The sequence below is a fragment of the Bradyrhizobium sp. 192 genome (genome assembly GCF_023100965.1).
Taxonomy (GTDB): Bacteria; Pseudomonadota; Alphaproteobacteria; order Rhizobiales; family Xanthobacteraceae; genus Bradyrhizobium; species Bradyrhizobium symbiodeficiens.
The window spans coordinates 5,486,789-5,512,693 of the sequence record NZ_CP064690.1 but is presented as its reverse complement, the minus strand read 5'-3'; the positions used below and the strand labels follow the sequence as shown (position 1 = coordinate 5,512,693).

At 65.0% G+C, this 25,905-nt stretch carries 28 protein-coding genes, 1 tRNA gene and 1 pseudogene; 17 read left to right on the top strand and 13 right to left on the bottom strand.

The features are described from left to right. Nucleotides 1-187: 187 nt before the first annotated feature. Nucleotides 188-2,665, bottom strand: a complete 2,478-nt coding sequence (locus tag IVB24_RS25580) for a PAS domain S-box protein (protein ID WP_166469067.1) — start codon at nucleotides 2,663-2,665, stop codon at nucleotides 188-190. 218 nt (nucleotides 2,666-2,883) lie between these two features. Here IVB24_RS25580 and IVB24_RS25575 point away from each other — a divergent pair, with 218 nt between their 5' ends. The 4 genes from IVB24_RS25575 to IVB24_RS25560 all read left to right on the top strand — a co-directional run bounded on the left by IVB24_RS25575 (nucleotide 2,884) and on the right by IVB24_RS25560 (nucleotide 7,478). Continuing rightward, nucleotides 2,884-3,966 carry a putative zinc-binding peptidase gene (locus IVB24_RS25575; RefSeq protein ID WP_247769471.1) on the top strand — a complete coding sequence of 361 codons (1,083 nt, stop codon included), beginning with the start codon at nucleotides 2,884-2,886 and terminating at the stop codon, nucleotides 3,964-3,966. A 186-nt stretch (nucleotides 3,967-4,152) separates the two neighbouring features. Then, nucleotides 4,153-6,168, top strand: a complete 2,016-nt coding sequence (locus tag IVB24_RS25570) for an acetyl/propionyl/methylcrotonyl-CoA carboxylase subunit alpha (protein WP_247769470.1) — start codon at nucleotides 4,153-4,155, stop codon at nucleotides 6,166-6,168. Nucleotides 6,169-6,315: 147 nt separating this feature from the next. Continuing rightward, entirely contained in the window at nucleotides 6,316-7,182 is an 867-nt protein-coding gene (locus IVB24_RS25565) for an isocitrate lyase/PEP mutase family protein (protein ID WP_247769469.1), read from the top strand. Next, nucleotides 7,179-7,478 (top strand): acylphosphatase, encoded by a 300-nt coding sequence (locus tag IVB24_RS25560; RefSeq protein ID WP_247769468.1) that lies wholly within the window; start codon nucleotides 7,179-7,181, stop codon nucleotides 7,476-7,478. Before IVB24_RS25565 ends, IVB24_RS25560 begins: the two co-directional genes overlap by 4 nt. Before the next feature lie 174 nt (nucleotides 7,479-7,652). Here IVB24_RS25560 and IVB24_RS25555 read toward each other — a convergent pair whose 3' ends face one another. Next, nucleotides 7,653-9,173, bottom strand: a complete 1,521-nt coding sequence (locus IVB24_RS25555; RefSeq protein ID WP_247769467.1) for a PAS domain-containing sensor histidine kinase — start codon at nucleotides 9,171-9,173, stop codon at nucleotides 7,653-7,655. 125 nt (nucleotides 9,174-9,298) lie between these two features. On the opposite strand from IVB24_RS25555, the pseudogene IVB24_RS25550 reads away from it, so the two are divergent. Beyond that, nucleotides 9,299-9,493 (top strand): annotated as a pseudogene (locus tag IVB24_RS25550) (DUF1731 domain-containing protein); the annotation flags it as partial. Between the two features lie 4 nt (nucleotides 9,494-9,497). Here IVB24_RS25550 and IVB24_RS25545 read toward each other — a convergent pair. Then, nucleotides 9,498-10,352, bottom strand: coding sequence for a LysR substrate-binding domain-containing protein (locus IVB24_RS25545; RefSeq protein ID WP_247769466.1), 855 nt, complete (start codon nucleotides 10,350-10,352; stop codon nucleotides 9,498-9,500). 113 nt (nucleotides 10,353-10,465) lie between these two features. Between IVB24_RS25545 and IVB24_RS25540 the strand changes: the two genes are divergently transcribed. Beyond that, nucleotides 10,466-10,888, top strand: coding sequence for a 4-oxalocrotonate tautomerase family protein (locus IVB24_RS25540; protein ID WP_247769465.1), 423 nt, complete (start codon nucleotides 10,466-10,468; stop codon nucleotides 10,886-10,888). A 43-nt stretch (nucleotides 10,889-10,931) separates the two neighbouring features. On the opposite strand, the gene IVB24_RS25535 is transcribed toward IVB24_RS25540, so the two are convergent. Both IVB24_RS25535 and lipB read right to left on the bottom strand, forming a co-directional pair. Further along, nucleotides 10,932-11,645, bottom strand: coding sequence for a DNA helicase (locus tag IVB24_RS25535; protein WP_247769464.1), 714 nt, complete (start codon nucleotides 11,643-11,645; stop codon nucleotides 10,932-10,934). A gap of 198 nt (nucleotides 11,646-11,843) precedes the next feature. Next, a complete protein-coding gene (lipB, locus tag IVB24_RS25530; protein ID WP_247769463.1) occupies nucleotides 11,844-12,581 on the bottom strand; it encodes a lipoyl(octanoyl) transferase LipB in 738 nt (245 codons plus the stop codon). Between the two features lie 94 nt (nucleotides 12,582-12,675). Here lipB and IVB24_RS25525 point away from each other — a divergent pair, with 94 nt between their 5' ends. Both IVB24_RS25525 and IVB24_RS25520 read left to right on the top strand, forming a co-directional pair. Then, nucleotides 12,676-12,918, top strand: coding sequence for a FliM/FliN family flagellar motor switch protein (locus tag IVB24_RS25525; RefSeq protein WP_011088012.1), 243 nt, complete (start codon nucleotides 12,676-12,678; stop codon nucleotides 12,916-12,918). A 229-nt stretch (nucleotides 12,919-13,147) separates the two neighbouring features. Further along, a tRNA-Leu gene (locus tag IVB24_RS25520) sits at nucleotides 13,148-13,232 on the top strand. 8 nt (nucleotides 13,233-13,240) lie between these two features. On the opposite strand, the gene IVB24_RS25515 is transcribed toward IVB24_RS25520, so the two are convergent. The 3 genes from IVB24_RS25515 to IVB24_RS25505 all read right to left on the bottom strand — a co-directional run bounded on the left by IVB24_RS25515 (nucleotide 13,241) and on the right by IVB24_RS25505 (nucleotide 15,297). After that, nucleotides 13,241-13,426: a hypothetical protein gene (locus IVB24_RS25515; protein WP_247769462.1), complete on the bottom strand. Its 186-nt coding sequence runs from the start codon at nucleotides 13,424-13,426 to the stop codon at nucleotides 13,241-13,243. Beyond that, nucleotides 13,423-14,637, bottom strand: a complete 1,215-nt coding sequence (zigA, locus tag IVB24_RS25510; RefSeq protein ID WP_247769461.1) for a zinc metallochaperone GTPase ZigA — start codon at nucleotides 14,635-14,637, stop codon at nucleotides 13,423-13,425. Before zigA ends, IVB24_RS25515 begins: the two co-directional genes overlap by 4 nt. 291 nt (nucleotides 14,638-14,928) lie before the next feature. Next, complete coding sequence (locus tag IVB24_RS25505; RefSeq protein WP_247769460.1) at nucleotides 14,929-15,297, bottom strand: DNA-binding protein; 369 nt, start codon at nucleotides 15,295-15,297, stop codon at nucleotides 14,929-14,931. Between the two features lie 173 nt (nucleotides 15,298-15,470). Here IVB24_RS25505 and IVB24_RS25500 point away from each other — a divergent pair, with 173 nt between their 5' ends. Beyond that, the gene (locus IVB24_RS25500) at nucleotides 15,471-16,079 is read left to right on the top strand and encodes a cysteine hydrolase (protein WP_247769459.1); all 609 of its coding nucleotides are present in this window, start codon (nucleotides 15,471-15,473) and stop codon (nucleotides 16,077-16,079) included. Nucleotides 16,080-16,283: 204 nt separating this feature from the next. On the opposite strand, the gene IVB24_RS25495 is transcribed toward IVB24_RS25500, so the two are convergent. Together IVB24_RS25495 and IVB24_RS25490 are read right to left on the bottom strand one after the other, a co-directional pair. Continuing rightward, nucleotides 16,284-16,817 (bottom strand): hypothetical protein, encoded by a 534-nt coding sequence (locus tag IVB24_RS25495; RefSeq protein WP_247769458.1) that lies wholly within the window; start codon nucleotides 16,815-16,817, stop codon nucleotides 16,284-16,286. An 11-nt stretch (nucleotides 16,818-16,828) separates the two neighbouring features. Beyond that, nucleotides 16,829-18,004, bottom strand: a complete 1,176-nt coding sequence (locus tag IVB24_RS25490) for a zinc-dependent alcohol dehydrogenase (protein ID WP_247769457.1) — start codon at nucleotides 18,002-18,004, stop codon at nucleotides 16,829-16,831. 171 nt (nucleotides 18,005-18,175) lie between these two features. Between IVB24_RS25490 and IVB24_RS25485 the strand changes: the two genes are divergently transcribed. Then, entirely contained in the window at nucleotides 18,176-18,958 is a 783-nt protein-coding gene (locus IVB24_RS25485; protein ID WP_247769456.1) for an SDR family NAD(P)-dependent oxidoreductase, read from the top strand. A gap of 233 nt (nucleotides 18,959-19,191) precedes the next feature. Then, nucleotides 19,192-19,392 (top strand): hypothetical protein, encoded by a 201-nt coding sequence (locus tag IVB24_RS25480; RefSeq protein ID WP_094972480.1) that lies wholly within the window; start codon nucleotides 19,192-19,194, stop codon nucleotides 19,390-19,392. Nucleotides 19,393-19,429: 37 nt separating this feature from the next. On the opposite strand, the gene IVB24_RS25475 is transcribed toward IVB24_RS25480, so the two are convergent. Beyond that, a complete protein-coding gene (locus IVB24_RS25475; protein WP_247769455.1) occupies nucleotides 19,430-19,714 on the bottom strand; it encodes a hypothetical protein in 285 nt (94 codons plus the stop codon). Nucleotides 19,715-19,915: 201 nt separating this feature from the next. Between IVB24_RS25475 and IVB24_RS25470 the strand changes: the two genes are divergently transcribed. The 4 genes from IVB24_RS25470 (at nucleotide 19,916) to IVB24_RS25455 (ending at nucleotide 22,360) form a co-directional block, all read left to right on the top strand. Continuing rightward, on the top strand, nucleotides 19,916-20,119 hold the full coding sequence (locus IVB24_RS25470; protein WP_094971885.1) for a hypothetical protein: 204 nt from the start codon (nucleotides 19,916-19,918) through the stop codon (nucleotides 20,117-20,119). Beyond that, nucleotides 20,116-20,325 (top strand): hypothetical protein, encoded by a 210-nt coding sequence (locus IVB24_RS25465; RefSeq protein WP_244637424.1) that lies wholly within the window; start codon nucleotides 20,116-20,118, stop codon nucleotides 20,323-20,325. The genes IVB24_RS25470 and IVB24_RS25465 overlap by 4 nt, the downstream gene beginning before the upstream one ends. Nucleotides 20,326-20,387: 62 nt before the next feature. Then, nucleotides 20,388-21,464 (top strand): flavodoxin family protein, encoded by a 1,077-nt coding sequence (locus IVB24_RS25460; RefSeq protein ID WP_247769454.1) that lies wholly within the window; start codon nucleotides 20,388-20,390, stop codon nucleotides 21,462-21,464. Next, nucleotides 21,461-22,360, top strand: coding sequence for an NAD(P)/FAD-dependent oxidoreductase (locus tag IVB24_RS25455; RefSeq protein ID WP_166469077.1), 900 nt, complete (start codon nucleotides 21,461-21,463; stop codon nucleotides 22,358-22,360). The genes IVB24_RS25460 and IVB24_RS25455 overlap by 4 nt, the downstream gene beginning before the upstream one ends. Before the next feature lie 2 nt (nucleotides 22,361-22,362). Here the strand turns inward: IVB24_RS25455 and IVB24_RS25450 are convergent, their stop codons facing one another. Then, nucleotides 22,363-23,322, bottom strand: coding sequence for a GlxA family transcriptional regulator (locus IVB24_RS25450; protein ID WP_247769453.1), 960 nt, complete (start codon nucleotides 23,320-23,322; stop codon nucleotides 22,363-22,365). Nucleotides 23,323-23,413: 91 nt separating this feature from the next. Here IVB24_RS25450 and IVB24_RS25445 point away from each other — a divergent pair, with 91 nt between their 5' ends. After that, nucleotides 23,414-24,100 carry a DJ-1/PfpI family protein gene (locus IVB24_RS25445; protein ID WP_247769452.1) on the top strand — a complete coding sequence of 229 codons (687 nt, stop codon included), beginning with the start codon at nucleotides 23,414-23,416 and terminating at the stop codon, nucleotides 24,098-24,100. A 170-nt stretch (nucleotides 24,101-24,270) separates the two neighbouring features. After that, entirely contained in the window at nucleotides 24,271-25,485 is a 1,215-nt protein-coding gene (locus IVB24_RS25440) for an ABC transporter substrate-binding protein (RefSeq protein ID WP_247769451.1), read from the top strand. Nucleotides 25,486-25,514: 29 nt separating this feature from the next. Here the strand turns inward: IVB24_RS25440 and IVB24_RS25435 are convergent, their stop codons facing one another. Continuing rightward, on the bottom strand, nucleotides 25,515-25,772 hold the full coding sequence (locus IVB24_RS25435; RefSeq protein WP_063194972.1) for a hypothetical protein: 258 nt from the start codon (nucleotides 25,770-25,772) through the stop codon (nucleotides 25,515-25,517). Between the last annotated feature and the right edge of the window lie 133 nt (nucleotides 25,773-25,905).

The window sequence follows — 25,905 nt, the reverse complement described above, 5'->3', positions numbered from 1 at the left end:
AAGACTCAGCGGCCGTCGCGGACAAGTCTAACGCGGACCCGGCCTCATGACCGCAGGGTCACATTTTACGATGACATGCGCCTATCAGCCGGCGATACAACTCCCTCCCGGGAGTATCGGTCCCGGATCTGCCGGCGCTACGCTTTGTCTGAAGCTGTGCTTGTCCGGGACGAAGGTGGCGAGTGAATCACCGTGCCATCGAAATCTTCTCGCTGATCGCCTTTCGCAGAATCCGCGACAGCGATTCCACCGAATACGGCTTCTGGATCAATTCGAAACCGCGATGGGCGTTCTCGGCGAGCACGTTGCTGTAGCCGGACGTCAGCACCACGGGCAGGCCGGGATAGCGCTCGCGGATGATGCCGGCGAGCTCGACGCCGTTCATGCCGGGCATGATGACGTCGGAGAATACGAGGTCGACGGCGAATTCGTTTTCACCAAGGATCGCCAGCGCCGCATTGGCGTTGGCGACGCGGCGAACGATATAACCGAGATCTTCCAGGAGCTCGGTCGAGAACTGGCCGACATCGTCATTGTCCTCGACCACGAGTACGCGATATCCACGCCCGGTGGTCGCGGTCTCACTGGTGAGTGCCGCCGCCTGGCTTTCGGCGACGGGGCTCTGTGCCTGCGGCAGATAGATGGTGAAGGTCGCGCCCTTGCCCTGGGTGCTCGTCACTGCGACGTCGCCCTCGGACTGCTTGGCGAAACCAAAGGCCTGGCTGAGGCCGAGGCCGGTGCCCTTGCCGACTTCCTTGGTGGTGAAGAAGGGCTCGAAGATCGAGTCGAGATGTTCCGGCGCGATGCCGCTGCCGGTGTCGGTGACGGAGATCGCGACGTAGTCGCCGCCGCGCGCCGATTGCGCGCGCAGGCTCGGGATGCCGGAGACCTTGTGCACGCCGATCACGAGGCGGCCTTCGCCGTCCATGGCATCGCGGGCGTTGATGGCGAGGTTGATCAGCGCGGTCTCGAACTGGGCGATGTCGGCCACCGTGAAGCAGTCGGGATCGTGAATCTCCACCGCGATGTCGATACGCCCGCCGACCAGCGGCCGGACCAGCTGCGCGACGCCCTCGACCTGGCTGCCGACGTTGAAGATCTGGGGCTTCAGCGGCTGCCGGCGCGCGAACGCCAGCAGCTGGGCGGTCAGCTTTGAGGCGCGCTCCACGGTATCGGAGATGGCATCGACATAGCGGCGGCGGCGCTCTTCCGGCAGCTCGCGGCGGCGCAGGAAATCGGTGGCCGAGCGGATGATGGTGAGGAGATTGTTGAAGTCGTGCGCGACGCCGCCGGTGAGCTGCCCGATCGCCTCCATCTTCTGCGACTGCCGCAGTGCTTCCTCGCCGCGCCGGCGCTCGGTGATGTCGACGGCTTCAGGCACGGCGCCGGTGATGTTGCCGTGGCGGTCGAGCACGGGGCGCATGCCGAAGTCGAAATCGCGCTCCCCGACGGGAAGGCGGAGGCGCATCTCCAGCCGCACGGCGTCGCCCTTCAGCACGGTGTGGAAGGCCTCGCGCACCAGCGTGCCCATGCCCTCCGTCGCGCTGAACCACGGCGTCTCCCACAACGGCTTTCCGATGACATCCGAAGAGCTCGCCCCCATACCGTCGAGTGCGGTCTTGTTGGCGTAAAGCAGCTCGCCCCTGAGATTGACCAGGCCCTGATACTGGTTGCTGGTCTCCAGGATCGCGCGCAGCCGCGCTTCATTGGATTCGAGCTCGGCGGTGCGCTCGGCGATGCGCTCTTCCAGCGTCTCGTTGAGCTGCCGCAGCTCGATCTCGGCCTGCTTGGCGACGGTGATGTCGTGGGCGACGCCGATGAAGCCGATATGCCTGCCGGTCGGGTCCCAGCGCGGCTGCGATTCCGAGCGAAGCCAGCGCCATTCGCCGTCGGCGTTCTTGTAACGCGCCTCCAGCACGAAAGGCTTGAGCGACGCTTCGCCCTGAACGGATTGCTGCAGTACGCGCGGCAGGTCGTCGGGATGCAGCACCTTGCGCCAGTCGAAGTCGATCGCCTGGTCGTAGGGCAAGCCGACGAAGTCGACATAGGCCTGGTTGGCGAAGGATCGCTTGCGGTCGAGCTTGGTCACCCAGATCGGCACGGGCGCGCTGTCGGCGATCAGCCGAAATCGCTCCTCGCTCTCGCGCAGGGTCTCGCGCGCAAGCATCTGGTCGGTGATGTCGATGTGGGCGCCGACGAGGCGGATGGCGCGGCCATCCTGGTCGCGCTCGATCTTGGCGACGACCCGGATCCAGCGGGTCTCGCCGTCATTGGGGCGGACGATGCGGTACTCTGCGGTGTAGTCTTCGCTGGTCCCGGCGAGCGCATCGATGAAGTGTTTGACCGCGGCGTCGCGGTCGTCGGGATGGATGCGATTGACCCAATCCTCGTGCGATTCCCCGGCCGCCTCCGGCGGCAGGCCGTGGATGATGAGGTATTCGGGCGAGCGGCGGTTCTTGAAGCCGTCGCGGAAATCGACCTCGACGCCGCCGACCTTGGCGATGCGCTGGATGCGCGCCAGCTCGGCCTCGCGCTCCTGGAGCGCGCGATAGGCGTTGTCGCGCTCGCGCGCGACGTCTTCGAGGTGCTGGCGCAGCCTTTCGGCGGCGATGGTCTCGGGCAGGGGATCGTTCAAGGCATCGGCCGTTGTCATGCGGGAGCGCACGTGCCGGACCGATATTCACACAGACAGAGCGTGATGGCCATTGCTTAAAGGGATTGGTATGGAAAGACACCACTGAACGGGCGGCGATGCGTATCAATCAAACGCCGCGTCTGGCAATTTGTTCCGGAGACTGGAACGATCGGCCGGCGGGCGCGTCTTTCGCGAGGCGCCACCAATGCCTTTTTTGATAAAGGCTCCCTTTCCGAAGAGGATAGATCTTGAAGCTCTTTGTCTGCCAGTCCTGCGGCAACGTTCTCTATTTCGAGAACCGTGCCTGCGAACGCTGCGGCCATCAGGTTGCCTTCCTGCCGGAAAAGGAGACGATGTCGGCGATCGAGCCCGACGGCGAGGCCTGGAAGATCCTGGCCGAGAAGGGCGAAAGCCGGATGCTGTGCCGCAATGCCGAGTACGATGCCTGCAACTGGCTGACGGACACGGGCGATACCACCGGCTATTGCCGCGCCTGCCGTCACAACGGCATCGTGCCGGATCTGTCCGATCCCGCCCAGCTTGCCGGCTGGCGCGAGCTGGAGGTGGCGAAACACCGCCTGTTCTACTCCCTGATCCGCTGGAAGCTGCCGCTCCGGACCCGGCAGGACGACCCCGAGCATGGCCTGATCTTCAATTTCCTCGCCGACGATCCGCAGAGCGGCGAGAGGGTCATGACAGGCCATGACAACGGCCTGATCACGATCGCACTGACCGAGACCGACGAGATCGAGCGCGAGCGGCGCAGGCTCGAGATGGGCGAGCCCTATCGGACACTGCTCGGGCATTTCCGCCACGAGGTCGGGCACTATTTCTGGGACGTACTGGTGCAGGGCGGCGGCAAGCTCGATGAATGCCGCGCGGTATTCGGCGACGATTCCACCGATTACGGCCAGGCCTTGCAGCGTCACTATGCCGAAGGCGCGCCACCGGATTGGCAGCAGAGCTACGTCTCGGCCTACGCCACCATGCATCCCTGGGAAGACTTCGCCGAGACCTGGGCGCACTACCTCCACATCGTCGACACCCTGGAGATGGCGGCCGAGTTCGGCATGGAGGTGCGTCCCAAGGTCGACCGCGACGGGGACTTGACGGCCCGCATCCGGTTCAACCCTTACGAGGCGAGGGACGTCCAGGCCCTGGTCAACGCATGGCTGCCTTTCACCTTCGCCATGAACAGCGTCAACCGTGCCATGGGCGCGCGCGACCTTTATCCCTTCATCCTGTCGCAGGCCGTGGTCGCCAAGCTGGACTTCATTCACAGCCTGGTTCGGGACGTGGCCAAATCGGCGTCCGCGATCGGGAAGGGGTAGGGCGCCCCGGGCGCCGCCAGCCCGTTCCCGAGCCCGTTTCGGTCTTGCGCTGGTACGCCAGATGGCCCGGATTTAGACCGTTGCCTCCAGCCCATTTTGATGTACCACGGGAGCCACACGGCCCGTCCCCCATAGGCCCCAACGGCCAGGGAAGGGTCCCGCCCAAGGTCGAGACTCAAGAGAAGCATGTTCAAACGCATTCTGATCGCCAATCGCGGCGAAATCGCCTGCCGGGTCATCAAGACCGCGCGCCGCATGGGAATTGAGACGGTTGCGGTCTATTCCGAAGCCGACCGCGACGCCCTCCATGTCGAGATGGCCGACGAGGCCGTGCTGATCGGCCCGCCGGCCGCGGCGGAGAGCTACCTGGTCATCGAGAAGATCGTCGAGGCCTGCCGTAAGACGGGCGCGCAGGCCGTGCATCCCGGCTACGGTTTCCTGTCCGAGCGCGAGGCGTTTCCGCGCGCGCTGGAAGCCGCCGGCATCGTCTTCATCGGCCCGAACCCGGGCGCGATCGCGGCGATGGGCGACAAGATCGAGTCGAAGAAGGCCGCCGCCAAAGCAAACGTCTCGACCGTGCCCGGCTATCTCGGCGTGATCGAGGACGACAAGCACGCGGTCAAGATCGCCGACGAGATCGGCTATCCCGTGATGATCAAGGCATCCGCCGGCGGTGGCGGCAAGGGCATGCGGATCGCGCATTCGACCTCCGAGGTCGCGGAAGGTTTCAACCTCGCCAAGGCCGAGGCCAAAGCCTCGTTCGGCGACGACCGCGTCTTCGTCGAGAAGTTTATCGTCGATCCCCGCCACATCGAGATCCAGGTGCTGGGCGACAAGCACGGCAACGTCGTCTATCTCGGCGAGCGCGAGTGCTCGATCCAGCGCCGTAACCAGAAGGTCATCGAGGAGGCGCCGTCGCCGCTGCTCGACGAGGCCACCCGCCGCAAGATGGGCGAGCAGGCGGTCGCGCTGGCCAAGGCCGTGAACTATGATTCCGCCGGCACCGTCGAGTTCGTCGCAGGGCAGGACAAGAGTTTCTACTTCCTGGAGATGAACACGCGCCTTCAGGTCGAGCATCCCGTCACCGAGCTCGTCACCGGCATCGACCTCGTCGAGCAGATGATCCGTGTTGCCGCCGGCGAGAAGCTCGGCATCGCTCAGAAGGACGTCACGCTGACCGGCTGGGCGGTGGAATCGCGCCTCTATGCCGAAGATCCGTTCCGCAACTTCCTGCCCTCGATCGGGCGGCTGGTGAAATACCGACCGCCGGCGGAAGTGAGCAAGGACGGCATCACCGTGCGCAACGACACCGGCGTGCAGGAGGGCGGCGAGATCTCGATCCATTACGATCCGATGATCGCAAAGCTCGTCACGCATGCTCCGTCGCGCGCGGCCGCGATCGAGGCGCAGGCGACCGCGCTGGACTCGTTCTACGTTGACGGCATCCGCCACAACATCCCGTTCCTGTCGGCGCTGATGCATCATCCGCGCTGGCGCGAGGGGCGGCTGTCGACCGGCTTCATTGCCGAGGAATTCCCCAAGGGCTTTGCGGTGCGCGTACCCGAAGGCGAGGTCGCCCGGCGCATCGCCGCGGTCGGCGCCGCCATCGATCACGTGCTGGGTGAGCGCAAGCGGCAGATCTCGGGCCAGATGGGCGGCCGCGTCGTGCAGCGCGAGCGCCGCCGCGCGGTCTGGCTCGACCGTCAGGAGATCCAGCTCGAGGTCGCTCGTGAGGGCGACGCCATCGCGGTGCGCTTTATCGACGCCGAGGGCAAGGCCGGCAATTCGCATCTGCTGGCCTCGCCGTGGAAGCCGGGCGATCCGGTCTGGCAGGGCACGATCGACGGCCATTTGGTCGCAGTGCAGGTGCGTCCGATACCCAACGGCATCCGCCTCGCGCATCAGGGCGTCGAGGTCCCGGTCTATGTCTGGACCGAAGCGGAGGCGGCTTCGGCGCGGCTGATGCCGGTGACGACGGCCTCCGACACCGGCAAGAAGCTGCTGTGCCCGATGCCCGGGCTCATCGTCTCGATCGCGGTGACGGAAGGGCAGGAGGTCAAGGCCGGCGAGACACTGGCGGTGGTCGAAGCCATGAAGATGCAGAACGTGCTGCGCGCCGAGCAGGACGGCACCGTGAAGAAGGTCCATGCCAGTGCCGGCGCGACGCTCGCGGTGGACGCGCTGATCCTGGAATTTGCGTAAAGCGCTCCAAGTACGACAGTCGACCCTCACCCGGAGGAGCCGCGCTTGCGCGGCGTTTCGAAGGGCGAGGCCACAGCCGGGCCTGCATCCTTCGAGACGCGCGCAAGAGCGCGCTCCTCAGGATGAGGAATTGAGAGTGAGGCACCCATGGCCTTTCGTACCCGCCGCGAGAAACTGCGCCTCATCCTGTCGGGCTCGGCCTGCGTCCATCCCGGCTCGGTCTATGACGCGATCTCGATCCGCATCGCCGAGGATCTCGGATTTCCGCTCGGCATGTTCGGCGGCTCGGTCGCTTCGCTCGCGGTGCTCGGCGATCCCGATATCACGCTGATCACGCTCACCGAGCTTTGCGAGCAAATGCGGCGGATGTCGCGCGCAGCTAGCCTGCCGGTGCTGGTCGATGCCGATCACGGCTATGGCAATGCGCTCAATGTCCGCCGCACGGTGCAGGAGCTGGAGGCGGCGGGCGCCGCCGGCCTCACCATCGAGGACACGCTGCTGCCGGCGGCCTTCGGTGAGGCCAAGGCGCAGCTGATTTCGCTCGAGGAAGGCGTCGGCAAGATGAAGGCGGCGCTCGATGGTCGCAGCGATCCTTCGCTGGTCATCATCGGTCGCACGGGTGCTGCCTCGATCACCTCGATCGAGGACGCGATCAAGCGTGCCAAGGCGTATGAGGCGACGGGCGTCGATGCGCTGTTCTTCACCGGAATCAAGTCGCGCGCCGAACTCGAGGCGATCGCCTCTGCAACGCGTCTCCCCATCGTGCTCGGTGGTGCGCCGGACGAGTTGAATACGCTCGACTATCTCGCCAGCCAGCGCGTGCGCATCGCGCTTCAGGGTCACGCGCCGATCGCGGCGGCAACGCGGGCCGTCTACGACACGTTGAAAGCGTTGCGCGAAGGCACGGCGCCGAAGGAGCTGAAGGGATTGCCGTCGGCGGACCTGACCAACCGCGTCATGCGCGAGGCCGAGGTCAAGGCGCGCAGCGCCGACTTGCTCGGGCTGAAAAAATGAGCCGGGCGATCCTCCAGGTCATGATCCGCGGCCGCGTGCAGGGCGTCGGCTATCGGGCCTGGGTCGAGTACCAGGCGACTGCGTGCGGCCTCGAAGGCTGGGTGCGCAATCGCCGCGACGGCTGCGTCGAAGCGCTGTTCGCGGGAGCGCCGAAGCAAGTTGCCGACATGGTCGCGCTGTGCCGCCACGGCCCGCCGTCCTCACGCGTGGACAGCGTGACGAGCGAGACGGCGAACGCGGATGAGCTGAACCTGCGCAGGGCAGGGGAAGCGTTTTCGGTGTTGCCGACGGTGTAGGTGCTGTCTGTGCTCCGGCCGTATGGGACAGGTAAATGCCGAGCGGCTAAGTTTGTCTCGTAGGGTGGGCAAAGGCGCTCTTGCGCCGTGCCCACCACGACTTTCGCGATCGTCGTAAAATGGCGGGCACGCTTCGCTTTGCCCACCCTACGAAGGGTTCACCTCTCGAGAACCTCACCTTGGCAGCTTGGCGATCGCCTCGCTCAGCTCGTGGATTTCATACGGCTTGCGCAGGATCGGAAAATCGCCGCGCACGCCGGCGGCGACCTCGCTGTAGCCGGTGGCGAGCAGGATCGGCAGGCCAGGGCGGATCTCGCGGAGATGATGGGCGAGGGTGAGGCCGTCCATTTTGCCGGGCATGACGATGTCGGAGAACACGAAGTCGACGCCGTTGCTCTCGATCTCACGCAAGGCGGCTTCGGCGTCCGCGACCCGGCGCACCTGGTAGCCGAGCTGTTCGAGCAGGCCGATGCTGACCAGCGCGACGTCCGGATTGTCCTCCACAAGCAACACTGTGCCGCTGCCGTGGAATGCCGGTTCTCCCGTCATCTCTTGTGATGGTGCTTCGTTCCCGCGCGGCAACAGGATGGTGAACGTCGTGCCCTTGCCGAGCTCGCTTGCGACCTTCACCGTGCCGCCGGCCTGATGGGCGAAGCCGTGGACCTGGGAGAGGCCGAGGCCCGTGCCTTTTCCGATCGGCTTGGTGGTGAAGAAGGGCTCGAAGATCTTGCCGAGCACGTCGGAGGGAATACCGAGCCCGGTGTCGGTGACGTCGATTGCGACGAAGTCGCCGGCGCGCGGCGCCTCGTCCAGCACGACATTGCGCGCGCCGATCGTCACCGTGCCGCCGTCGGGCATCGCGTCGCGGGCATTTATGACGAGGTTGAGCAGCGCGGTCTCGAGTTCTGAGGCGTCGGTCTTGAGCGGCCAGACGTCGCCGCCGATCTCGAAGTCCAGGCGCACGGAGCTGCCGACGCCGGCATCGAGCACCTCGCGGATCGCCGCGATGCGTTCGGCAAAATCGATCGCCTGCGGATTGACGCTCTGCCGCCGCGCGAAGGTGAGGAGCTGGTTGGTGAGCGCAGCGCCGCGCTTGGTGGCGGTTTCGATCGCCGAGATCGCGCGCTGAAGCTTGGTCGGGTCGTCGGCACCCCGCTTCAGCATGTGCAGGCTGCCGCTGATGATCATCAGCAGGTTGTTGAAGTCGTGGGCGACCCCGCCGGTGAGCTGTCCCAGCGCATCGAACTTCTGGGACTCGGCGAGCTGCTTCTGCATCGCCTCGAGCTTGAGCTGGGTATTGCGGCGTTCGGTGATGTCGCGCGTGATCTTGGCGAAGCCGACCAGCTCGCCGCCCTCGTAGATCGGGTCGATCACCACGCTCGCCCAGAAGAAGGTGCCGTCCTTGCGGACCCGCCAGCCTTCCTCCTCGTAGCGGCCCTTTTCCCTGGCGATGCCGAGCGCGCGGGCCGGCTTGCCGTTGGCGCGGTCGGTCTCGGTGTAGAAGCGGGAGAAATGCTGGCCGAGGATCTCGTTTGGCGAGTAGCCCTTGATGCGTTCGCCGCCGATGTTCCAGCTGGTGATGATCCCCCTGGGATCGAGCATATAGAGGGCGTAGTCCGCAACTCCCTCAACCAACAGCCGGAAACTGCGCTCGCTCTCGAACAAGTCTCTCTGTTGACTAAATTTTTCGACCATTCCCGGACCCTGCCTCAACGGGGGCAAACGCCGCAAGGGGGAGATGGTTCCCCGACGGTGGAACATTTTTAGGCATATGTCCGCCTCCGTATACGGGGCGAAGCCAACCTGACAAGGGAGTGGTCACCGAAGAGCTCGGCCGCCGCCTGCGTCGGCCCGCGGTGTTCCGCATTCCCGGTGGTCTGCTCCGCCGGATCGGCGGCGGTTTCGCCGACGAACTCCTGCTCGGCGGTCAGCGCGTGCTGCCGAACAAGGCGCTGAGTCGTGGATTTGTGTTCCGGCACGAGACGCTGCGGAGCGCGTTCGAAGCGATCTTGTGAAGTATCAGGCGGTCGCCGCGCTCCGGAACGTCGCCGCCACCGCGCGCAGCGCCGCGAGCTTTGCGGGATCGCTGACCTTGGAATGCAGCATCACTTTCGAGCTGCCGAGCTTTGGCAGCTTATGCGCTGGCCCGATGTCGATCAGCCCGGAAGGTGCGATCCGCCGCGCCAGCGGCGCGATCGCAAGTCCGGCAAGCGCGGCGGCGACCACCGCCGTAACGCCGCCGCCGACGAAGCGCTCGCGCCAGGCGATGCCGGCCTTGTCGAGGGCGCGCACGGCGACGGCGCGGACGCCGCAGGGCGGGGCGAGGGTCGCGAGCGGCAGCGGCTCGCCCTTCGGCAAGGTGAGGCGTCGTGATGCGAACCAGCCAAAATCGTCCTCGGTGAGCTTCTCGCCGCCGCGGCGGCTGCCTTCCTGGCGGACGATCACGGCATCCAGCTCGCCCGCGTCATAGGCGTCCTGCATCTCGCGCGAGAAGCCGATGGTCACGGCAAGGGTGAGGTTTGACGACATCGCGTGCAGCCGTTCGAGCAGCGGCACCAGTTCGGGCCCCGCCGCGTGGTCGGAGATGCCGAGCGAGAGCGACTGTGCGGCGGGGGCCTCGCCCGACAGCGCGCGATCGTGCGCTGCCATCAGCGCGCGGGCGCGGTCGAGGAAGCTGGCGCCGTCGGCGGTGAGCCTGACGGCGCGCGGCGAGCGCTCGACGAGGCGTCTTGCCAGCAACGTCTCCAGCCGTTGCAGCTTGAGGCTGACCGCGGCCTGCGTGGTGCCGAGCGCTTCCGCGGCGCGGGTGAAGCTGTGGAGGTCGGCGACCAGCAGGAAGGCTTTGATCGTGGCGATGTCGAGGGTGGCTGTCATTATGAATAGTTATCACTGGTATCAACATACATAAGATACCAAAATGACGAGAGGAGGTCTAGCTTCTCATCAACGCCGCGCAAATCCCGCGCTGCATCTCGAGGAGAGCCACCATGCCCCTGATCACCGTGTCCTACACCTCGTCCCGCCAGTCGCCCTCGCTGAGGGCCGACATCGCCAGCGCCGTGTCCGAGCTCACCGCAAAGATTCTGCACAAGGATCCCAAGGTGACCGCCATCATCGTGAAGTCGGTCGAGGCCGGCGATTGGTTCGCCGGCGGCAAGTCGCTCGCCGAGCAGAAGCTTGCAAGCTACTGGATCGACATCCACGTCACCGAAGGCACCAACACCAAGGACGAGAAGGCCGCTTATCTCGCCGCCATGTTCAAGCGCATGGCCGAGATTTTGGGGCCGCTGCATCCCGAGACCTATCTGCATGTCGACGAGGTCAAGGGCGACGCCTACGGTTTCGGCGGCCTCACCCAGGAGCGCCGCTACATCGCCGGCAAGCTCGACGTTGCGCTGCAGGCGGCGTGAGGCTGCAAGCCGCGGGTGAGACATCTCACCCGCGGCCTGACCGTCAGCTTGCTACCCGGAACTGGAACTCGGAATTGTTCAGGAAGCACGTCTTGTCGAACAGCTTCAGGTCGAGCGGATTTGGCAAGCGGACATCGTCGAGATCGGGGCAGGGCTTGACTGCGGGATCGTAGGACCGGTCGATCTGCGAGATGAAGACGACGATCAGCCCCTTGTCGCGTGCGAAGGACTTCAGCGCGCGGACCTGAACGGAGAGGTCGGGGTTTTCCCGCCGCTGGTCGAGCAGTTGCAGATAGTCGATCACCACGACTGTGCCGCGTGGCGCCGCGGCCATCTCCTTGACGATGTAATCGGCGCTGATGGCGTCGGAGCAATCGACCTCGAACATGTCAGCGAATTGCGCAGGGCTCGCGCCGATCGCCCGGATGCGCTCCAGCACATCTTTCTCGGTGTATTCGAGCGAGAAGAACGCAGCGCGATGGCCCGAGCGCATGGCTTCCACGGCAAGTTCGAGGCTCATCAGCGTCTTGCCATGGCCGGGCCGCGCGGCGACCAGCACCAGATCGCCCGGCCGGAATTGCGGAAACAGCCTGTTGGCCGGCGTGACGGCAGCGGCTTTCGCTGCGAGCATGCTCCAGGCGGAAAACCCTTCCGTCGTCGCGATGCGGTCAAGTGCATCGTGCAGCGGAATGCCTTCCTCGCGGGACAGGCGCTTCGCCTTGCGCTTCAGTTGGTAGATCGGTGCAGACAATCTCATCGTCGAAACCTCCCATGCGAGCAGAAAGCGCAATCCCTCCTTATGCCTGGCGCTCGAACAGTCGGCCGATGATCAACTCGCCCGGCATGAATTCTGCTTTCCCGGCGGAGGGGGGAGGCGTGGGCGACGCCTGAGGCGAGCATAGCCGATTCCGCGAGGAGGGGAGAGCAGGCGCGATCAGGCTCGGGGAGAAAATTGTTAGACGGCCGCTTCCGGCACTAACGCTTTGGTCGGTCCGAACAGCTCCTCGAACGCCTGCCGAAGCGCGATGTCGACGTCGGCCATGGTCACGAGCTGACCGAGATCGACCAGCGAGGTGACGCCATAGCGGGCGTCAGTAACGCCGCACGGCACGATGCCGTCGAAATGCGACAGCTCCGGCTCGACATTGATGGCGATGCCGTGGAACGAGACCCAGCGCTTCAGCCGCACGCCGATCGCCGCGATCTTGTCCTCGTGCTCCACCCCCTTGTCGGGCCGCTTCACCCAGACGCCGACCCGGTCCTCGCGCCGCTCGCCGCGGACGTTGAAGGCAGCGAGCGTGCGCAGAATCAGCTCCTCCAGGCTCGCGACATAGGCCCGGACGTCCGGCCAGCGGCGCTTGAGGTCGAGCATGACATAGGCCACCCGCTGGCCGGGCCCGTGATAGGTCAGCTGGCCGCCGCGCCCGGTGGCGAAGATCGGGAATCGGGGATCGCGCAGGTCGGCTTCCTTCCCAGAGGTGCCGGAGGTGTAGAGCGGGGGGTGTTCGAGCAGCCAGACCAGCTCCGGGGCCTCGCCCGCCGCAATGGCGGCGACCCGGGCTTCCATGGCTGCCACCGCCTCCGGATAGGGCACCGGCGCGTCCGAGATCCGCCACTCCACGGGCTGGCCGTGGGACGCCGAAAACGACGTCAAATCCAGCTCTTGGCGCGGGTTTTGGGGTAAATTAACCATTGGCTAACCATAACGTGGTGATCATTGCAGGTGCAAATGCCAAGTCCTTGTCCGAAGTCCTTGGTCCTTAGTCCCTGTTGCGGCGGTGCTGACAGTGCCTACTCTCGATAAAGTCACCGTGGATCTCATGGTCGTCCTCGGGACGACCACCATGCCGATCCATCAGGTATTACGTCTTTCCCGCGGCGCCATCATCGAGCTGGACGCAACCGAGGCCGACGAGGTCAAGGTTTTGGCCAATAATCTGCCGGTCGCCTCCGGCGTCGTGCTGGTCGACCGCAACCGGATCGCGGTCGAGGTCAAGCAGATGCTGCCGCGCACGCCGGGCACGCGGTAGCGGCCGGGGCACGCGGTAGCGGCCGGGGCACGCGGTAGCGGCCCGGGGATCCGATAGGGCACGGCAGCGGCCTGGGCCTGCAGCAAGGGCCGATTCGGGGGAGGAGCCGGAACTTTCCTGCAAAGCTGTGGAATTCAGGGCCTTTGCAGGCTTGTACCCCTCTGATGGATTTGTTAGATCGGCGCCGTTGATCCGGCTGGCCTTCAGGCCTCAAGCCGGCATCCCCAAAGCGCTCGTGGCGGAATTGGTAGACGCGCTGCCTTGAGGTGGCAGTGAGTAAAATCGTGGGGGTTCGAGTCCCTCCGAGCGCACCACCTTCATTTTATCGTTGTTTGGACTGGATTTCGGCGGCCGCCTCGTGCGCCGCCGGTTGATCCGATCGATCATGCGCGCAGTCGCCGGCAGGGACGTCCGGTGGGAAGATGCTGTCGTAGATCGCGCGCGCCTCGCGGATGAGGCGCTGCCGTTCGAGTTCTGATTTGGAGGCAAAGCGGACGATTTTGGTCATTCGCGGCCCACGACTTCGTTCGCGCGCCGCCAGACTGGAAACGGGTCCGCAAGCTTCGCCCATTCCGCGACGTTCATGGCCGGCTTGCCCGGGACCAGGCAGGCGTCCAGGCGTGCGCGAAGTGCGCTTTCGTCCATGCCTGCGCCGATGAACACGATTTCCTGGCGACGATCGCCATAGACGTCGTTCCAGTTCTCGCGCAACCGCTTGCGCCAAAACGGGTCGTCCGGCCAGCGTTCCGCAGGCACGCTCGCCCACCAGAATCCGAGGGCCTCGGTGCGCGTGATCGCGCCGGCCTGGCTGATCTCGCCAAGCCATTGCGGGCGCGTCGCCAGCCAGAAATGTCCCTTGCCGCGAATGACACCGGGCCAGGGTTCTCGCACGAACTTGTCGAATTTTTCGGGGTCGAACGGCCGGCGCGCGCGATAGACGAAACTGGTGACGCCGTATTCCTCCGTCTCCGGCACATGATCGGCGAAGCCGTAGAGTTCCCTGAACCAGAGCGGATGCGCTTGCGCCTTTTCGAAGTCGAACCGGCCGGTGTCGAGAATGCGATCGAAGGGGACCCGGCTGTGGTTGGCTTCGATCAGCTCTGCTTCCGGATTGAGCGCCCGGATGATCCTTCGTGCGGCTTCGCGTTGCGCCGGCGAGGCGTCATCGACCTTGTTGAGCACGATCACGTCCGCAAACTCGATCTGCTCGACGAGGAGATCGACCAGCGTGCGCTTGTCGTTCGCCAGCGCTTCGCCGCGTTGCTCAAGGAAATCCGTCGATGAATAATCCCTCAGCAAATTCACCGCGTCGACCACGGTGACCATGGTGTCGAGGCGTGCCACGTCGGAGAGGCTTTCGCCATCCTCGGAGCGGAAGTCGAAGGTCGCCGCAACCGGCAGCGGCTCGGAGATGCCGGTGGATTCGATCAGCAGATAATCGAACCGGTCGTTTTCGGCGAGGGCGCGGACCTCTTTCAGGAGGTCGTCGCGCAGCGTGCAGCAGATGCAGCCGTTGGTCATCTCGACCAGCTTCTCATCTGTCCTGGACAGGTTCGCACCGCCATCGCGGATCAAATCCGCATCGATGTTCACCTCGCTCATGTCGTTCACGATCACCGCCACCTTCAGGCCGTGCCGGTTGTTCAGGACGTGGTTCAGCAAAGTGGTCTTTCCAGCCCCGAGGAAGCCGGACAAGACGGTGACGGGGAGTTTTCGCATGGAGATCGAACAGTCTTTTCAAGGGGATACGGGGAGGGCGAGGCATTGGCACCGGATATGTAATGTTATAACATTACATTCGTTATCGGCGGCGTCGTCAAGCCGCTTTGCGCTTCAGCCGGAGTTACGAACGTTCAAGTGATTGTTCTTTGCCCCGTACGGAGCGGTCGTGGCAGGCAAAATTCCGGACCCGCGGTGCGCCCGAAGGACGGGCGGAGCAGCCCAGCGTAGAAATCGAATTGAACGTCAAGCCGGTTGCGCATGATTGCGGCAAGTACACCTTGGCACGCGTCACAAGCTCGGCGGCTTCTCGCTCGGAGAAGAGTTCATTTCGCGCGATAGAACAGCGCGCGCCCTGCTGGAATGAGCTAGTAGAGTATCGTAGTCGCCGACGTTCGCGGTCAGGACAACCAGACCTAGCTTTTGCGCTTGAAGGAATAGCACGCAATCCTGGAGCGCGCGAAGCTTGGCGTCCTTCTCGTAGCCTTGGAGACGGCAGAGTATCCCCGACAACAGCGCAGCGCGTCCGAGAACCTCGGTGTCCGGCGCAAAGATACGATGTGGTGGCATTGCTCTGATCTGCCTGCCGATCACTTCAATAACACCAGCGGTTCGCGCGTCGAATGGATCCAATACGCTGACCGTGTGCATCAATTTCAAGGTCTGCCCTGCTCGACGAACAGCGTGCACACCTTCGGATCGCTCCGCTCCCAGCTCCATGATTTGACGCTGGCCTATTGCGGCTCGATCCCGGCCGCGGCGGCGGTTCGGAACCAAAACCTTCGCCTTCGCATTCGCTATGAACAGCCGAATGCGCCTGACGGTGGAGGACGATGAGGGATAGCACGTCGGAAGTGGCCGAGATCAGGGAGGCGGTTCACCTCTGCATCGACATGCAGAACATTTTCGCCCCCGGCGGTCTGTGGGCAACGCCGTGGATGGAGCGGGTTCTGCCGACGATCGCCTCGATCGTCGCGCACCATCGGGCCAGGACGATCTTTACGCGTTTCATCACGCCGCAGGATCCGGAAGATCGGCCCGGTCAGTGGCAGAACTATTTTCGCCGCTGGAGCCAGGCGACCCGCAGGCAGCTTCCGCCATCCGCACTCGAGCTCGTGCCCGCTCTGAGCAAGTTCGTTCCGCCGGCTGCCATCATCGACAAGCCCGCCTATTCCGCGTTCAGCAATCCGGCTCTCGCCAGCCTGCTGGTCGACAAGAACGTCGGCACGGTCGTGATCTCGGGCGCGGAGACGGACGTCTGCGTGCTCTCGACGGTGCTGAGTGCGGTCGATCTCGGCTTCAGGATCGTCATCGTCGAGGACGCTTTGTGCAGCTCGTCCGACGTCGGGCACGACGCGCTCATGACGATGTATCGCACCCGCTTTCACGGCCAGGTCGACCTGATGACCGCGGAAGAGCTTGCGGAGTTCTGGCGCGAGTAGGGGTGTCTAATTGACGTTGTCGGCGAGCATGTCGTGAACCTGCCTCCCGACCCACGCCGCTGACCCCGGCGCCTGAAGGGGCGGTGACGCCGGGGTCGCGGTTTCGCGTAGTCTGCCTCCGGCAGGGGGGACGTCGGAGGTGATGATCAGACGCGCCGACGCGCGGATGGTTCCTCGCGGCCTCTGCGCGGATCGAGCCTGAGGTCACGCCTTGGCGGGCGCTGCGATCCGCCTGGCCGCGTTTCGCGCGCCCTCGATGCCCTTGGGGAAGCCGCTGCGGTTCGGATACAGCTTGCGCCGTGCATCCCGCGCCGGCCGCCTCGGCTTGGTATCCTGGGCGGCGCGATAGTCGAGCAGCGCGATGCCGCCGACCGCCAGCAGCGCCAGCGCGATGTTGCCCTTCTTGGGATTGTCGGCCGTCAGCCCCGATAGCAGCGCGGCGGCATCGAGCCCGTCGCCGCCGACGCGGGCCCACAGACCTGCATTCTTGTCGACCGACAGCGACATGATCCCTGCCATGATCTCGCGCACGCCGAAGGCGCGGACCATGGTCTCATGGCCTTCCATGCCCAGCGTCTCCGTGACGCGCCGCGGCGCGAACAATTCGACGACGCCAAGGCCGATGCTGAACCAGCCAAGCGCGCGGGCAAGTTGGTCTTCCGGCCGCTTCAGGCTCGGTCCACCCTCGACGATCTTCGGGTCACCCTTGGTGCGGACGATGTTGGAGAAATGAAACATGGCTTGCTCCTTCAGGGCTTCAGCACGACCTTGACGCAGGAGTCGCGCTTGTCGCGAAACACCTGGTACATCTCAGGACCCTGCTCGAGCAGGACGGTGTGGGTGATGACGAAGGACGGATCGATCTCGCCCTCCTCGATGCGGTGGAGCAGGTCGTCGGTCCAGCGATTGACGTGGGTCTGGCCGGTCCGCATCGTCAGGCTCTTGTTCATGAAGGCGCCCATCGGCAGCATATCGGACAGACCGCTGTACACGCCCGGCACCGAAATGATGCCGCCCGGCCTGCACACATAGATCATCTCACGCAGCACGTGGGGCCGGTCGCTCTCGGCCATCACCATCTGCTTGGCGCGGTCGAGCAGCGTGTCGGGCAGCGAGGCCATCACATGCGATTCCATGCCGACGCAGTCGATGCACTTTTCCGGTCCCCTGCCGTCGGTGAGATCGTTGAGCCGCTCCAGCACGCTCTCGGTCTCGAAGTTGATGGTGGTGGCGCCGCCGGCTTCCGCCATGCTCAGTCGTTCGGGCAGGCAATCGATCGCGATCACCTGGTTGGCGCCGAGCAGGATGGCGCTGCGGATTGCCATCTGCCCCACGGGGCCGCAGCCCCAGATCGCGACCGTGTCGGTCGGTTCGATGTCGCATTGCGCCGCGGCCTGCCAGCCCGTCGGGAAAATGTCGCTGAGGAACAGCAGCTGCTCGTCGGGGATCCCTGCCGGCACCTTGATGTGGGTTGCGTCGGCATAGGGCACGCGGAGATATTCGGCCTGGCCGCCGGGATAGCCGCCGGTCAGATGGGTGTAGCCGAACAGGCCCGCGGTGGTGTGACCGAAAGCTTTGTCGGCGAGATGGCGCTTGCGATTGGTGGTCTCGCACACCGAGAAATTGCCGCGCTTGCACTGGTCGCATTCGCCGCAGATGATCGTGAACGGCACGACGATGCGGTCGCCCTTCTTCAGCTTGCCGTCGACGCCGGAACCGACCTCGACCACTTCGCCCATGGTCTCGTGCCCCATGATGTCACCGGGCAGCATGCCCGGAATGAAATTGTGGAAGAGATGCAGGTCGGAGCCGCAGATGGCGCAGCTCGTGACCTTGATGATGGCATCGCGTGGGTCCTGGATTTCCGGATCGGTGACGGTGTCGCAGCGGATATCCTCCTTGCCGTGCCAAACCAGCGCCTTCATCTTGCATTCTCCCGACTGAACCAGTTGGCATCTAAGTCGAGGGGTAGACGATGGTTGCTAGGCGATGTGCAATTCTTCGCACTGCACCGGCTCGCGCAAACGGCAAAGCAAATAGGAACGAGAGCGCCGAGCGATGATTGGGCGTCATCATCCCAATCGCAAGGATAGCTCATGTCCGCCAATCAACTCGCAATCGTCACCGGTGCCGCCACCGGTATCGGCCTGGAACTCGCACGGTGCTGTGCCCAGGCGGGTTTCAACCTCGTCATCGCCGCTGACGAGCCGATGATCGAGCGGGTGGCGGTCGATCTGCGCAGGCTCGGCGTCGGCGTGGAGGCCGTTGAAGCCGATCTTTCCACCACCGAAGGCGTCGACAAGCTCTGCGCCGCGGTCGGCGACCGGCCGATCGATGCGCTCCTGGCCAATGCCGGCGTCGGTCTCGGCAAGGCATTCCTCGATCAGGACTTCGCTGCCATCAAGCACCTCATCGATACCAACATCACCGGCACGCTGTATCTGATCCATCGCGCCGGCAACGAGATGCTTCGGCGCAAGGCGGGGCGCATCCTGATCACCGGTTCGATCGCCGGCTTCGTGCCCAGGAGTTTCCAGGCGGCTTATAATGCCAGCAAGGCATTCCTGGACTCATTCTCGTTCGCGCTGCGCGAGGAGCTGCGCGACAGCGGCGTCACCGTCACCTGCCTGATGCCGGGCGCCACCGACACCGAGTTCTTCCGCCGCGCCGGAATGATGGACACCAAGGTCGGCACCGAGAAGAAGGACGGCGCCTACGGCGTCGCCAAGGCCGGATTCGATGCGATGCTGCGCGGGGAGTCCGATATCGTCACCGGATTGAAGAACAAGATCCAGACCACGGTCGCCAACGTCACGCCGAACGAGCTGCTGGCCAGGCAGCACCGCGAGATGGCGGAGCCGGGCACGGCGAAGTCCTAGGGCAATACCGGTCGCGTTCTTCGCGGCGCGCCATTTCGTCGACAATGTTCGGTGATTTGCACTGGGGTCAAGCAGTGCGTCGAGACGAGCTGCGATGATTTTTTTCGTCGCCGCCGCGCAACCGACCGGCGTCGGAGACGTTTATCGTTCGTCTGCTCGGATTGGCCGAGAGCCAGTTTAACGGAATGCAACGCAACGGCGCGCTCGGCCTCATGCACAGGGGAGGACGCTTCGTGACGACACGCCATCGATTCAAGCAGAGAGACGTTCTCGAGGTGCGGCTCGCCGCTGAGGCCGAGAGACTCCGCGAAGAAGCCAAGTCGCTTCCGCCCGGAGTAGCTCGCGACGAGATGTTGCGAAGGGCGCGTCAGGCGGAAACGGGGTCGCAGATGAGCGAGTGGCTGCGCTCGCCCGGCCTGCAGCCGCCGGACTAGGCGGCCGCCGTGGGAGCCGGCCCGGCGGCCACTTCCGTCACCGCCGCTTTGCCGTCTTGGCCCGTCGGTTGTAGGGAGAGCGGTTGACCGGACGCAACGAAATCCCCTCGCGCTGCGCCTTGCTGCGAATGGCTGCGACCGGACGCTGCAGCTTGAGACTCATGACGCCCGTCGGCGTGTTGCCCTTCGCGAGCTGCTTCAGCTTGCTCACATCCGCGGGCGTCCACGGCTGGCGCGAGCGGCGCTTGTATTCGGGGTTGGCCTTACGTGGCCCTTTGCGGCCGATCGGTGATCCCGGCCGTTTCCATGCTGTCTTGGCCATGACGTTTCTCCTTCAAGTCGCTTCTGCAACTCGTTCTTGAACATACGAATCGGTATTTCGGTTCCGTCGCAGCGCGTTTCGGGCAAAATCCCGCGGCGTTATCATATTGAAATGCCGGAACCGTCGGGCGCGGCGGAAGCTACGGACATCAGCAGCGGGTTGCCGCTGTCCGCCCATCAAAAAGCAAAGCCGTGAAAGACCATGACCGCCACACGCAACCGCAGGAAACAGACCCAATCGCTTCAGGAACGGTTGGCCGCATTCGCCGAGAACGCTCGCAAGCGCGCACTCAGCCTGCCGCCCGGCAAGGAGCGCGAGTTGCTGCTGCAGCGCGCCAAGCAGAACGAAGTGACCTCGAACCTGACGGATTGGCTGAGCGCACCGGTTTGCCCGAAACGCGGATGATGACGATGCAGAGCTTCAAGCACTACCGCGCGTTCCAGATCGATCCGGACGGGCACGTGTTCGGATGCATCAATCTCGTCTGCGACGACGACGAGCAGGCCAAGCGCGAGGCCGCCGCACTCGTGCTGGCGCACCGCATCGAGCTGTGGCGGCTGGACCAGCGCATCGCGAAATTCGACGCGCCACTGGAAGCGGTCCGCCAGTAAGGCCAAGGAACCGCGCGGGGCGCCCCGGGTTGGTCGCAGGACCCACCTTGCCGGGAGCCAGCATGACGGATGCCGAAATTCGCAAAGGGATGCCGCCCGTCAAGCTGTCGCGCGGTGAATTCGAACAGCGTTACAAGGGCCAGTTCGTCGATCCCGCCTTCGCCCCGCTCCAGCGTGAGCTCGATGCCATCACCGAAGCCGCCTGGGACGACTACAGCCATTCGCGCAAGGCGCCGTTGACGCGGAAGGCGGGCGCAGGCTTTTCCGATCCCGACTACGACATCGCCATCGACTGGCTCGACGCGCGTGCCAGGATTCTCCAGGCACAGCGACGGCACGACGATGCGAACGAGACGCCGCGAATCCTGATCATCAACGGCTCGGCCCGCAGCGAGCACACCTGTCCCGGCGAGATGTCCAAGACCTGGCGCCTGGTCAAGCTGGCCGAACCTGTGTTCGTCGAGATGGGGTTCGCCGTCGATATCCTCGATCTGTCGCGTCTCGCCTCGGAGTTCGGCAAGAGGATCCATCCCTGCAAATCCTGCGTCTCGACCGCGATGCCGCTCTGCCACTGGCCCTGCAGCTGCTATCCGAACTATTCGCTGGGGCAGACCGACGACTGGATGAACGAGATCTATCCGCTGTGGGTCGCCGCCCACGGCATCCTGATCGTGACGCCGGTGAACTGGTATCACGTGCCCTCGGGGCTCAAGGCGATGATTGACCGCATGGTCTGTGCCGATGGCGGCAATCCCGACCCGACCTCGACGCACGGCAAGAAGGCCGATGAAGCCCAGGCGCTGGAGCTGAAGGGATGGCCCTATCCGCGTCATCTCGCCGGCCGTCATTTCGGTGTCGTCGTTCACGGCGATGCCGTCGGTGCCGAGGGCGTGCGCCGCGGCTTGTCGGATTGGCTGACCGACATGCAGCTGATCTCGGCGGGCCGCTTCGCCGAACTCGACGGCTATGTCGGCTACATGGAGCCCTACGCCACCGCGCATCACGCACTTGATGAAGACTGCGAATTCCAGCAGGAGGTGCAGAACGCGGCGCGCGCGCTGGGCAACGCCGTCCGGCTGGCGCGGGGCGGACACCTGCAGGAGCCCGGCCGCGGTCTCGCGGACCCGAATCCCAAATGATGCCCGCGCGGTTTGACTGCCTGGTCGTCGGTGGCGGCCCCGCGGGGCTGATGGCCGCGCTCTATCTGGCGCGCTTCCGCCGCAGCGTCTGTGTGGTGGACGCCGGCGCCAGCCGGGCTGCGCTGATCCCGCGCAGCCACAATGTTCCGGGCTTCGTCCACGGACTATCAGGCACGGACCTGATCGCGCGCATGTCGGCGCAGTTGGGCGAGCTCGCTGTTGTGCGCGTGGAAGCCGAGGTCACCGCCCTGCAGCGACGCGACGGCGGCTTTCAGGCGATCTGGAACGGCGGCGCGCACGAAGCCATCACCGTCATCCTCGCCAGCGGCATCGTCGACATCCATCCTCCGTTCGAGCAGTGGCGCGCCGCGGTCGCGGACGGACTGCTGCGCTATTGTCCCGTCTGCGACGCCTTTGAGGCGATCGGCCGCCGCATCGGCATCGTCGGTCCGCTTCGCCGGGCCGCCGGCAAGGCGCTGTTCCTTCGCAGCTACTCGCGCGAGGTGACGCTGCTCGCAACCGGAGAAGACCACGACGAGAGCGCGAGATCGGAGCTGGCCGAGGCCGGCGTCGAGATCGTGTCCGCGCCCGACCTGCGTCTGCGGCGGAGGGTGGGAGGCCTCGAGGCTGTCCTGGCCTGTGGCCGGACGATGCAGTTCGACGTGGTCTATCCGGCGATGGGGGCCGAGGTGCGTTCGCAGCTCGCGGTCTCGCTGGGCGCCGAGCATAGCGGGGAGGGCTTTCTGAAGGTCGACGACCATTTGCGCACCTCGGTTGACGGTCTTTACGGCATCGGCGATGTCGTCACCGACCTGCACCAGATCTCTGTCGCATTCGGCCACGCCGCGCTTGCCGCCTGCACGATCCACCACAGCCTGCCGCGCCGCCTGGCGTGACCCTAGGTTCGACCGGCCGCTTCTCCTGCGCTTCGCGCCGAGCGTCGCAGCGACTGCGGCGGCTGGCCGAAAGCGCGGATGAAGGCTCTGCGCATCCGCTCGGGGTCGCGAAAGCCCGTGGACTGGGCGACGCGCTCGATGGCCTCTCCGGAGGACTGCACCCGCTCGCGCGCCACTTCGACCCGCAGCCGTTCGACCGCCTTGGTCGGCGTCGATCCGGTCTCGGCGATGAAGGAGCGGACGAAATGGCGGGTGCTCAATCCGGCGCGCTCGGCCAGCGCCTCGACCGTGAGATGCGCGTCCAGATTTTCGCGCACCCATGAAAGAAGGCTGCCGAAGCGGCCGTTCGGCGTCTTGAGCTCGAGCAAGGTCGAGAACTGCGATTGTCCGCCGCTGCGGCGATGATAGAGCACCAGCTGCCGCGCGGTCGCTTGCGAGACCTCCTCGCCGTGGTCCTGTGCGATCATGGCGAGCGCCAGATCGATCCCGGCCGTGATGCCGGCCGACGTCCACACTCGATCGTCGCGGATGAAGATCTGGTCCGGTTCGAGCCTCACCTTCGGGTAGCGTCCGATGAAGTCGCGGGTGCAGGACCAGTGCGTGGTCGCGCAGCGGCCGTCGAGCAGTCCGGCCTGCGCGAGCAGATAGGCGCCGTTGCAGACGCTGGCGATGCGCACGCCGCGGCTCGCCAATCGCTGAATGAAGGCGATCGTCGTCTTGCAGCGTGCCGCGGCCTCAACACCCTCTCCACCCGCGACGAACAGCGTCGTCACCGCGCTTGCCGATCGCAGATTGCGCGCCAGCATCTCGATGCCCGACGAGCTGCGAACGGCGCCCGCCTTCGTTGCGACCGTGATCACGCGCGGCGCGTCCGGCGTGTGACGCCTGGCGATCTCGAACACCGAGATCGGACCGGCCGCATCCAGCAACTGGAATTCGGGAAAGATCAGGAAGCCGATCATGGGCGTGTCCAGAATTGAGGGAATTAAGCCATTTCGACCGCAAGGCCAACATGGCAGGCTGCAACCGTCAAGCGCGTTGTCGAGGTTGGACATGTCGGGCCCGTTGCAGATCGGTCTTCTGGTTTTTCCGCGTGTCACCCAGCTCGATCTCACCGGTCCCGCCCAGGTCTTCTCCAGCCTGCCCGACGTGACAGTGCATCTGGTCTGGAAACGCATCGAGCCCGTGCCGAGCGATTCCGTGATCGCGCTGACGCCGACCGTCACCTTTGCCGATTGCCCGCAGCTCGACGTGATCTGCGTTCCCGGCGGCTACGGCACTGACGAGCTGATGCTGGACGACGACGTTCTCGCCTTTCTGCGAAAGCAGGAGAAGGGTGCGACATACGTGACCTCGGTCTGCACCGGTTCGCTCGTGCTGGGTGCGGCCGGTCTGCTGAAGGGATATCGCGCGGCGACGCACTGGACGGCGAGGGATGCGCTGCCGTTGTTCGGAGCCGAGCTGTCGCTGGAGAGGGTCTGCATCGATCGCAATCGCATGACCGGCGGCGGCATCACCGCCGGTATCGATTTCGCGCTCACGCTGGTGGCGATGCTGCGCGGCCGTGACGCGGCGGAGATGATCCAGCTGCGCATGGAGTACAATCCCGCACCGCCCTTTGCCGCCGGCTCGCCTGATACGGCGCCGGCCGCGATCGTCGCTGCCATGAAGGAACGGGTTGCGCCTGCGCAGGCGCGGCGGCTGGAGTTCGTCAGGAAGGCCCTCCAGCGGCAGGGATAGCGAGCCAGCTTCGACCGGCCGAGCCGCCGCGGGATCGGCGCACGGTGCGCTGTCGGCGAGGGGACATCGATCGATCATCGTCGACATGCCGTCGCGATGTCACAGCGGAGGGGGCAATGGCGCCTTGTCGTGTTGGAGAATTGCTATCGTCGCGCGGCTGGCTTTGCCGCATGAGCTTCGGCCTCATCCTGGCGCTGGGTTCGGCCGCGCTGGCGGAGCCGGGTGCAGCGGCCGACTTCTCCGGCGGGGTCATCAAGCTCGGCATCGTCAACGATCAGTCGGGCCCACTGTCGGACAATTCCGGACCAGGCTCCGTCGTCGCCGCAAAGCTCGCAATCGAGGATTTCCAGAAGGCGAGCCCGGACGTCAAGGTGGAGATCGTCTTCGCCGACCATCAGAACAAGCCGGACATCGGGGCCCAGATCGTCCGCAAATGGTTCGACGTTGACGGCGTCGACATGGTTGCCGACGTCGGCAATTCGGCGGTGGCTCTCGCCATCCAGTCGATCGCGCGCGACAAGAACAAGATCGTCGTCTATTCGGCGGTCGGCACCACCGAAATCGGCGGCAAGCAATGTGCGCGGACCGGATTGATGTGGCTGCACGACAATTACAATCTCGTCTCCGGATCGGTCCGAAAGCTGGTGTCGCAAGGCTACGACAGCTGGTTCTTCATCGCGGCCGATTACGCGTTCGGACGCAATATGGTGGAGGTGTCCCAGCGTGTGCTTGCGGAAGGAAAGGCAAAGTCGCTTGGTGCCGTCTTTCATCCGCTCGGAAACGCCGATTACGGCTCCTTCCTGCTGCAAGCCCAGGCCTCGAAGGCCAAGGTCGTCGCCTTTGCCAATGCCGGAGAGCAGCTCGTGACCGTGATGAAGCAATGGCACGAGTTCGGGATGAACGTCGGGACGCAGAAGCCGGTCGCCGAGCTGATGTTCCTGACCGACGTGCACGCCATGGGCGTCGAAACCGCCAAGGGGCTGACGACCGTGACCGCCTGGTACTGGGCCCTGAACGACGAGACGCGCGCGTTCGGCGAGAGATTCTACAAGCTCCACAAGGCCATGCCGACCGCGCCGCAGGCCGCCGTCTATTCCGCCGTGCTGCAATATCTGAGAGCGGCTGTGGCCGCTGGAACGGACGAGACCAACGCGGTGCTCGACAAGATGCGCGCGATGCCGGTCGACGATTTCTACGCCCGCGGCGCGCGGCTGCGCGCCGACAACAAGCTGGTGCACGATTTCTATCTCGTCGAAGTCAAGAAGCCCGCGGACGTGAAGACGCCCTGGGACTATTACAACGTCGTCGAGAAGATACCTGCCGCGGACGCCTTCATGCCGCTGAGCGAGAGCGAATGCCCGTTGCTCAAGACGTCACGAAACTAGCATAAGGACAGGGCGGGCGGCCGGCCCCGTCAGCCATATTCCTCGCCGATGCCGTATTCCCGGTAGATCTCCAGCGGGTCGAGGTCGGGAAACAGGCGGCATTTGGCCTGGGCGAGGTGCAGGCTCACCGCCGCGGGCTCCTTGCCGTTCGCGAGCATCTTGCGGATGTCGTCCATATGCGCGTTCGGCTGGTGCTTCGGTTCGAGCTGCTCCAGCGCGACCAGGGCGGTCGCGAGGGCCTCGGTCAGAACCCAGTCGTCGTGGCCGGTGATTCCCTTCTTCGGCATCGGCGGACCCCGGATGTGGCTGCAACGTCCAGTCTATCGCGACTTCCGCCAAATCGCCATTGAGAGGTCGCGGGCGCGCTGCAAGGCATCTCCGGCTTGCATTATGGCGACGTGTGGCTAAAAGGCGGCGACA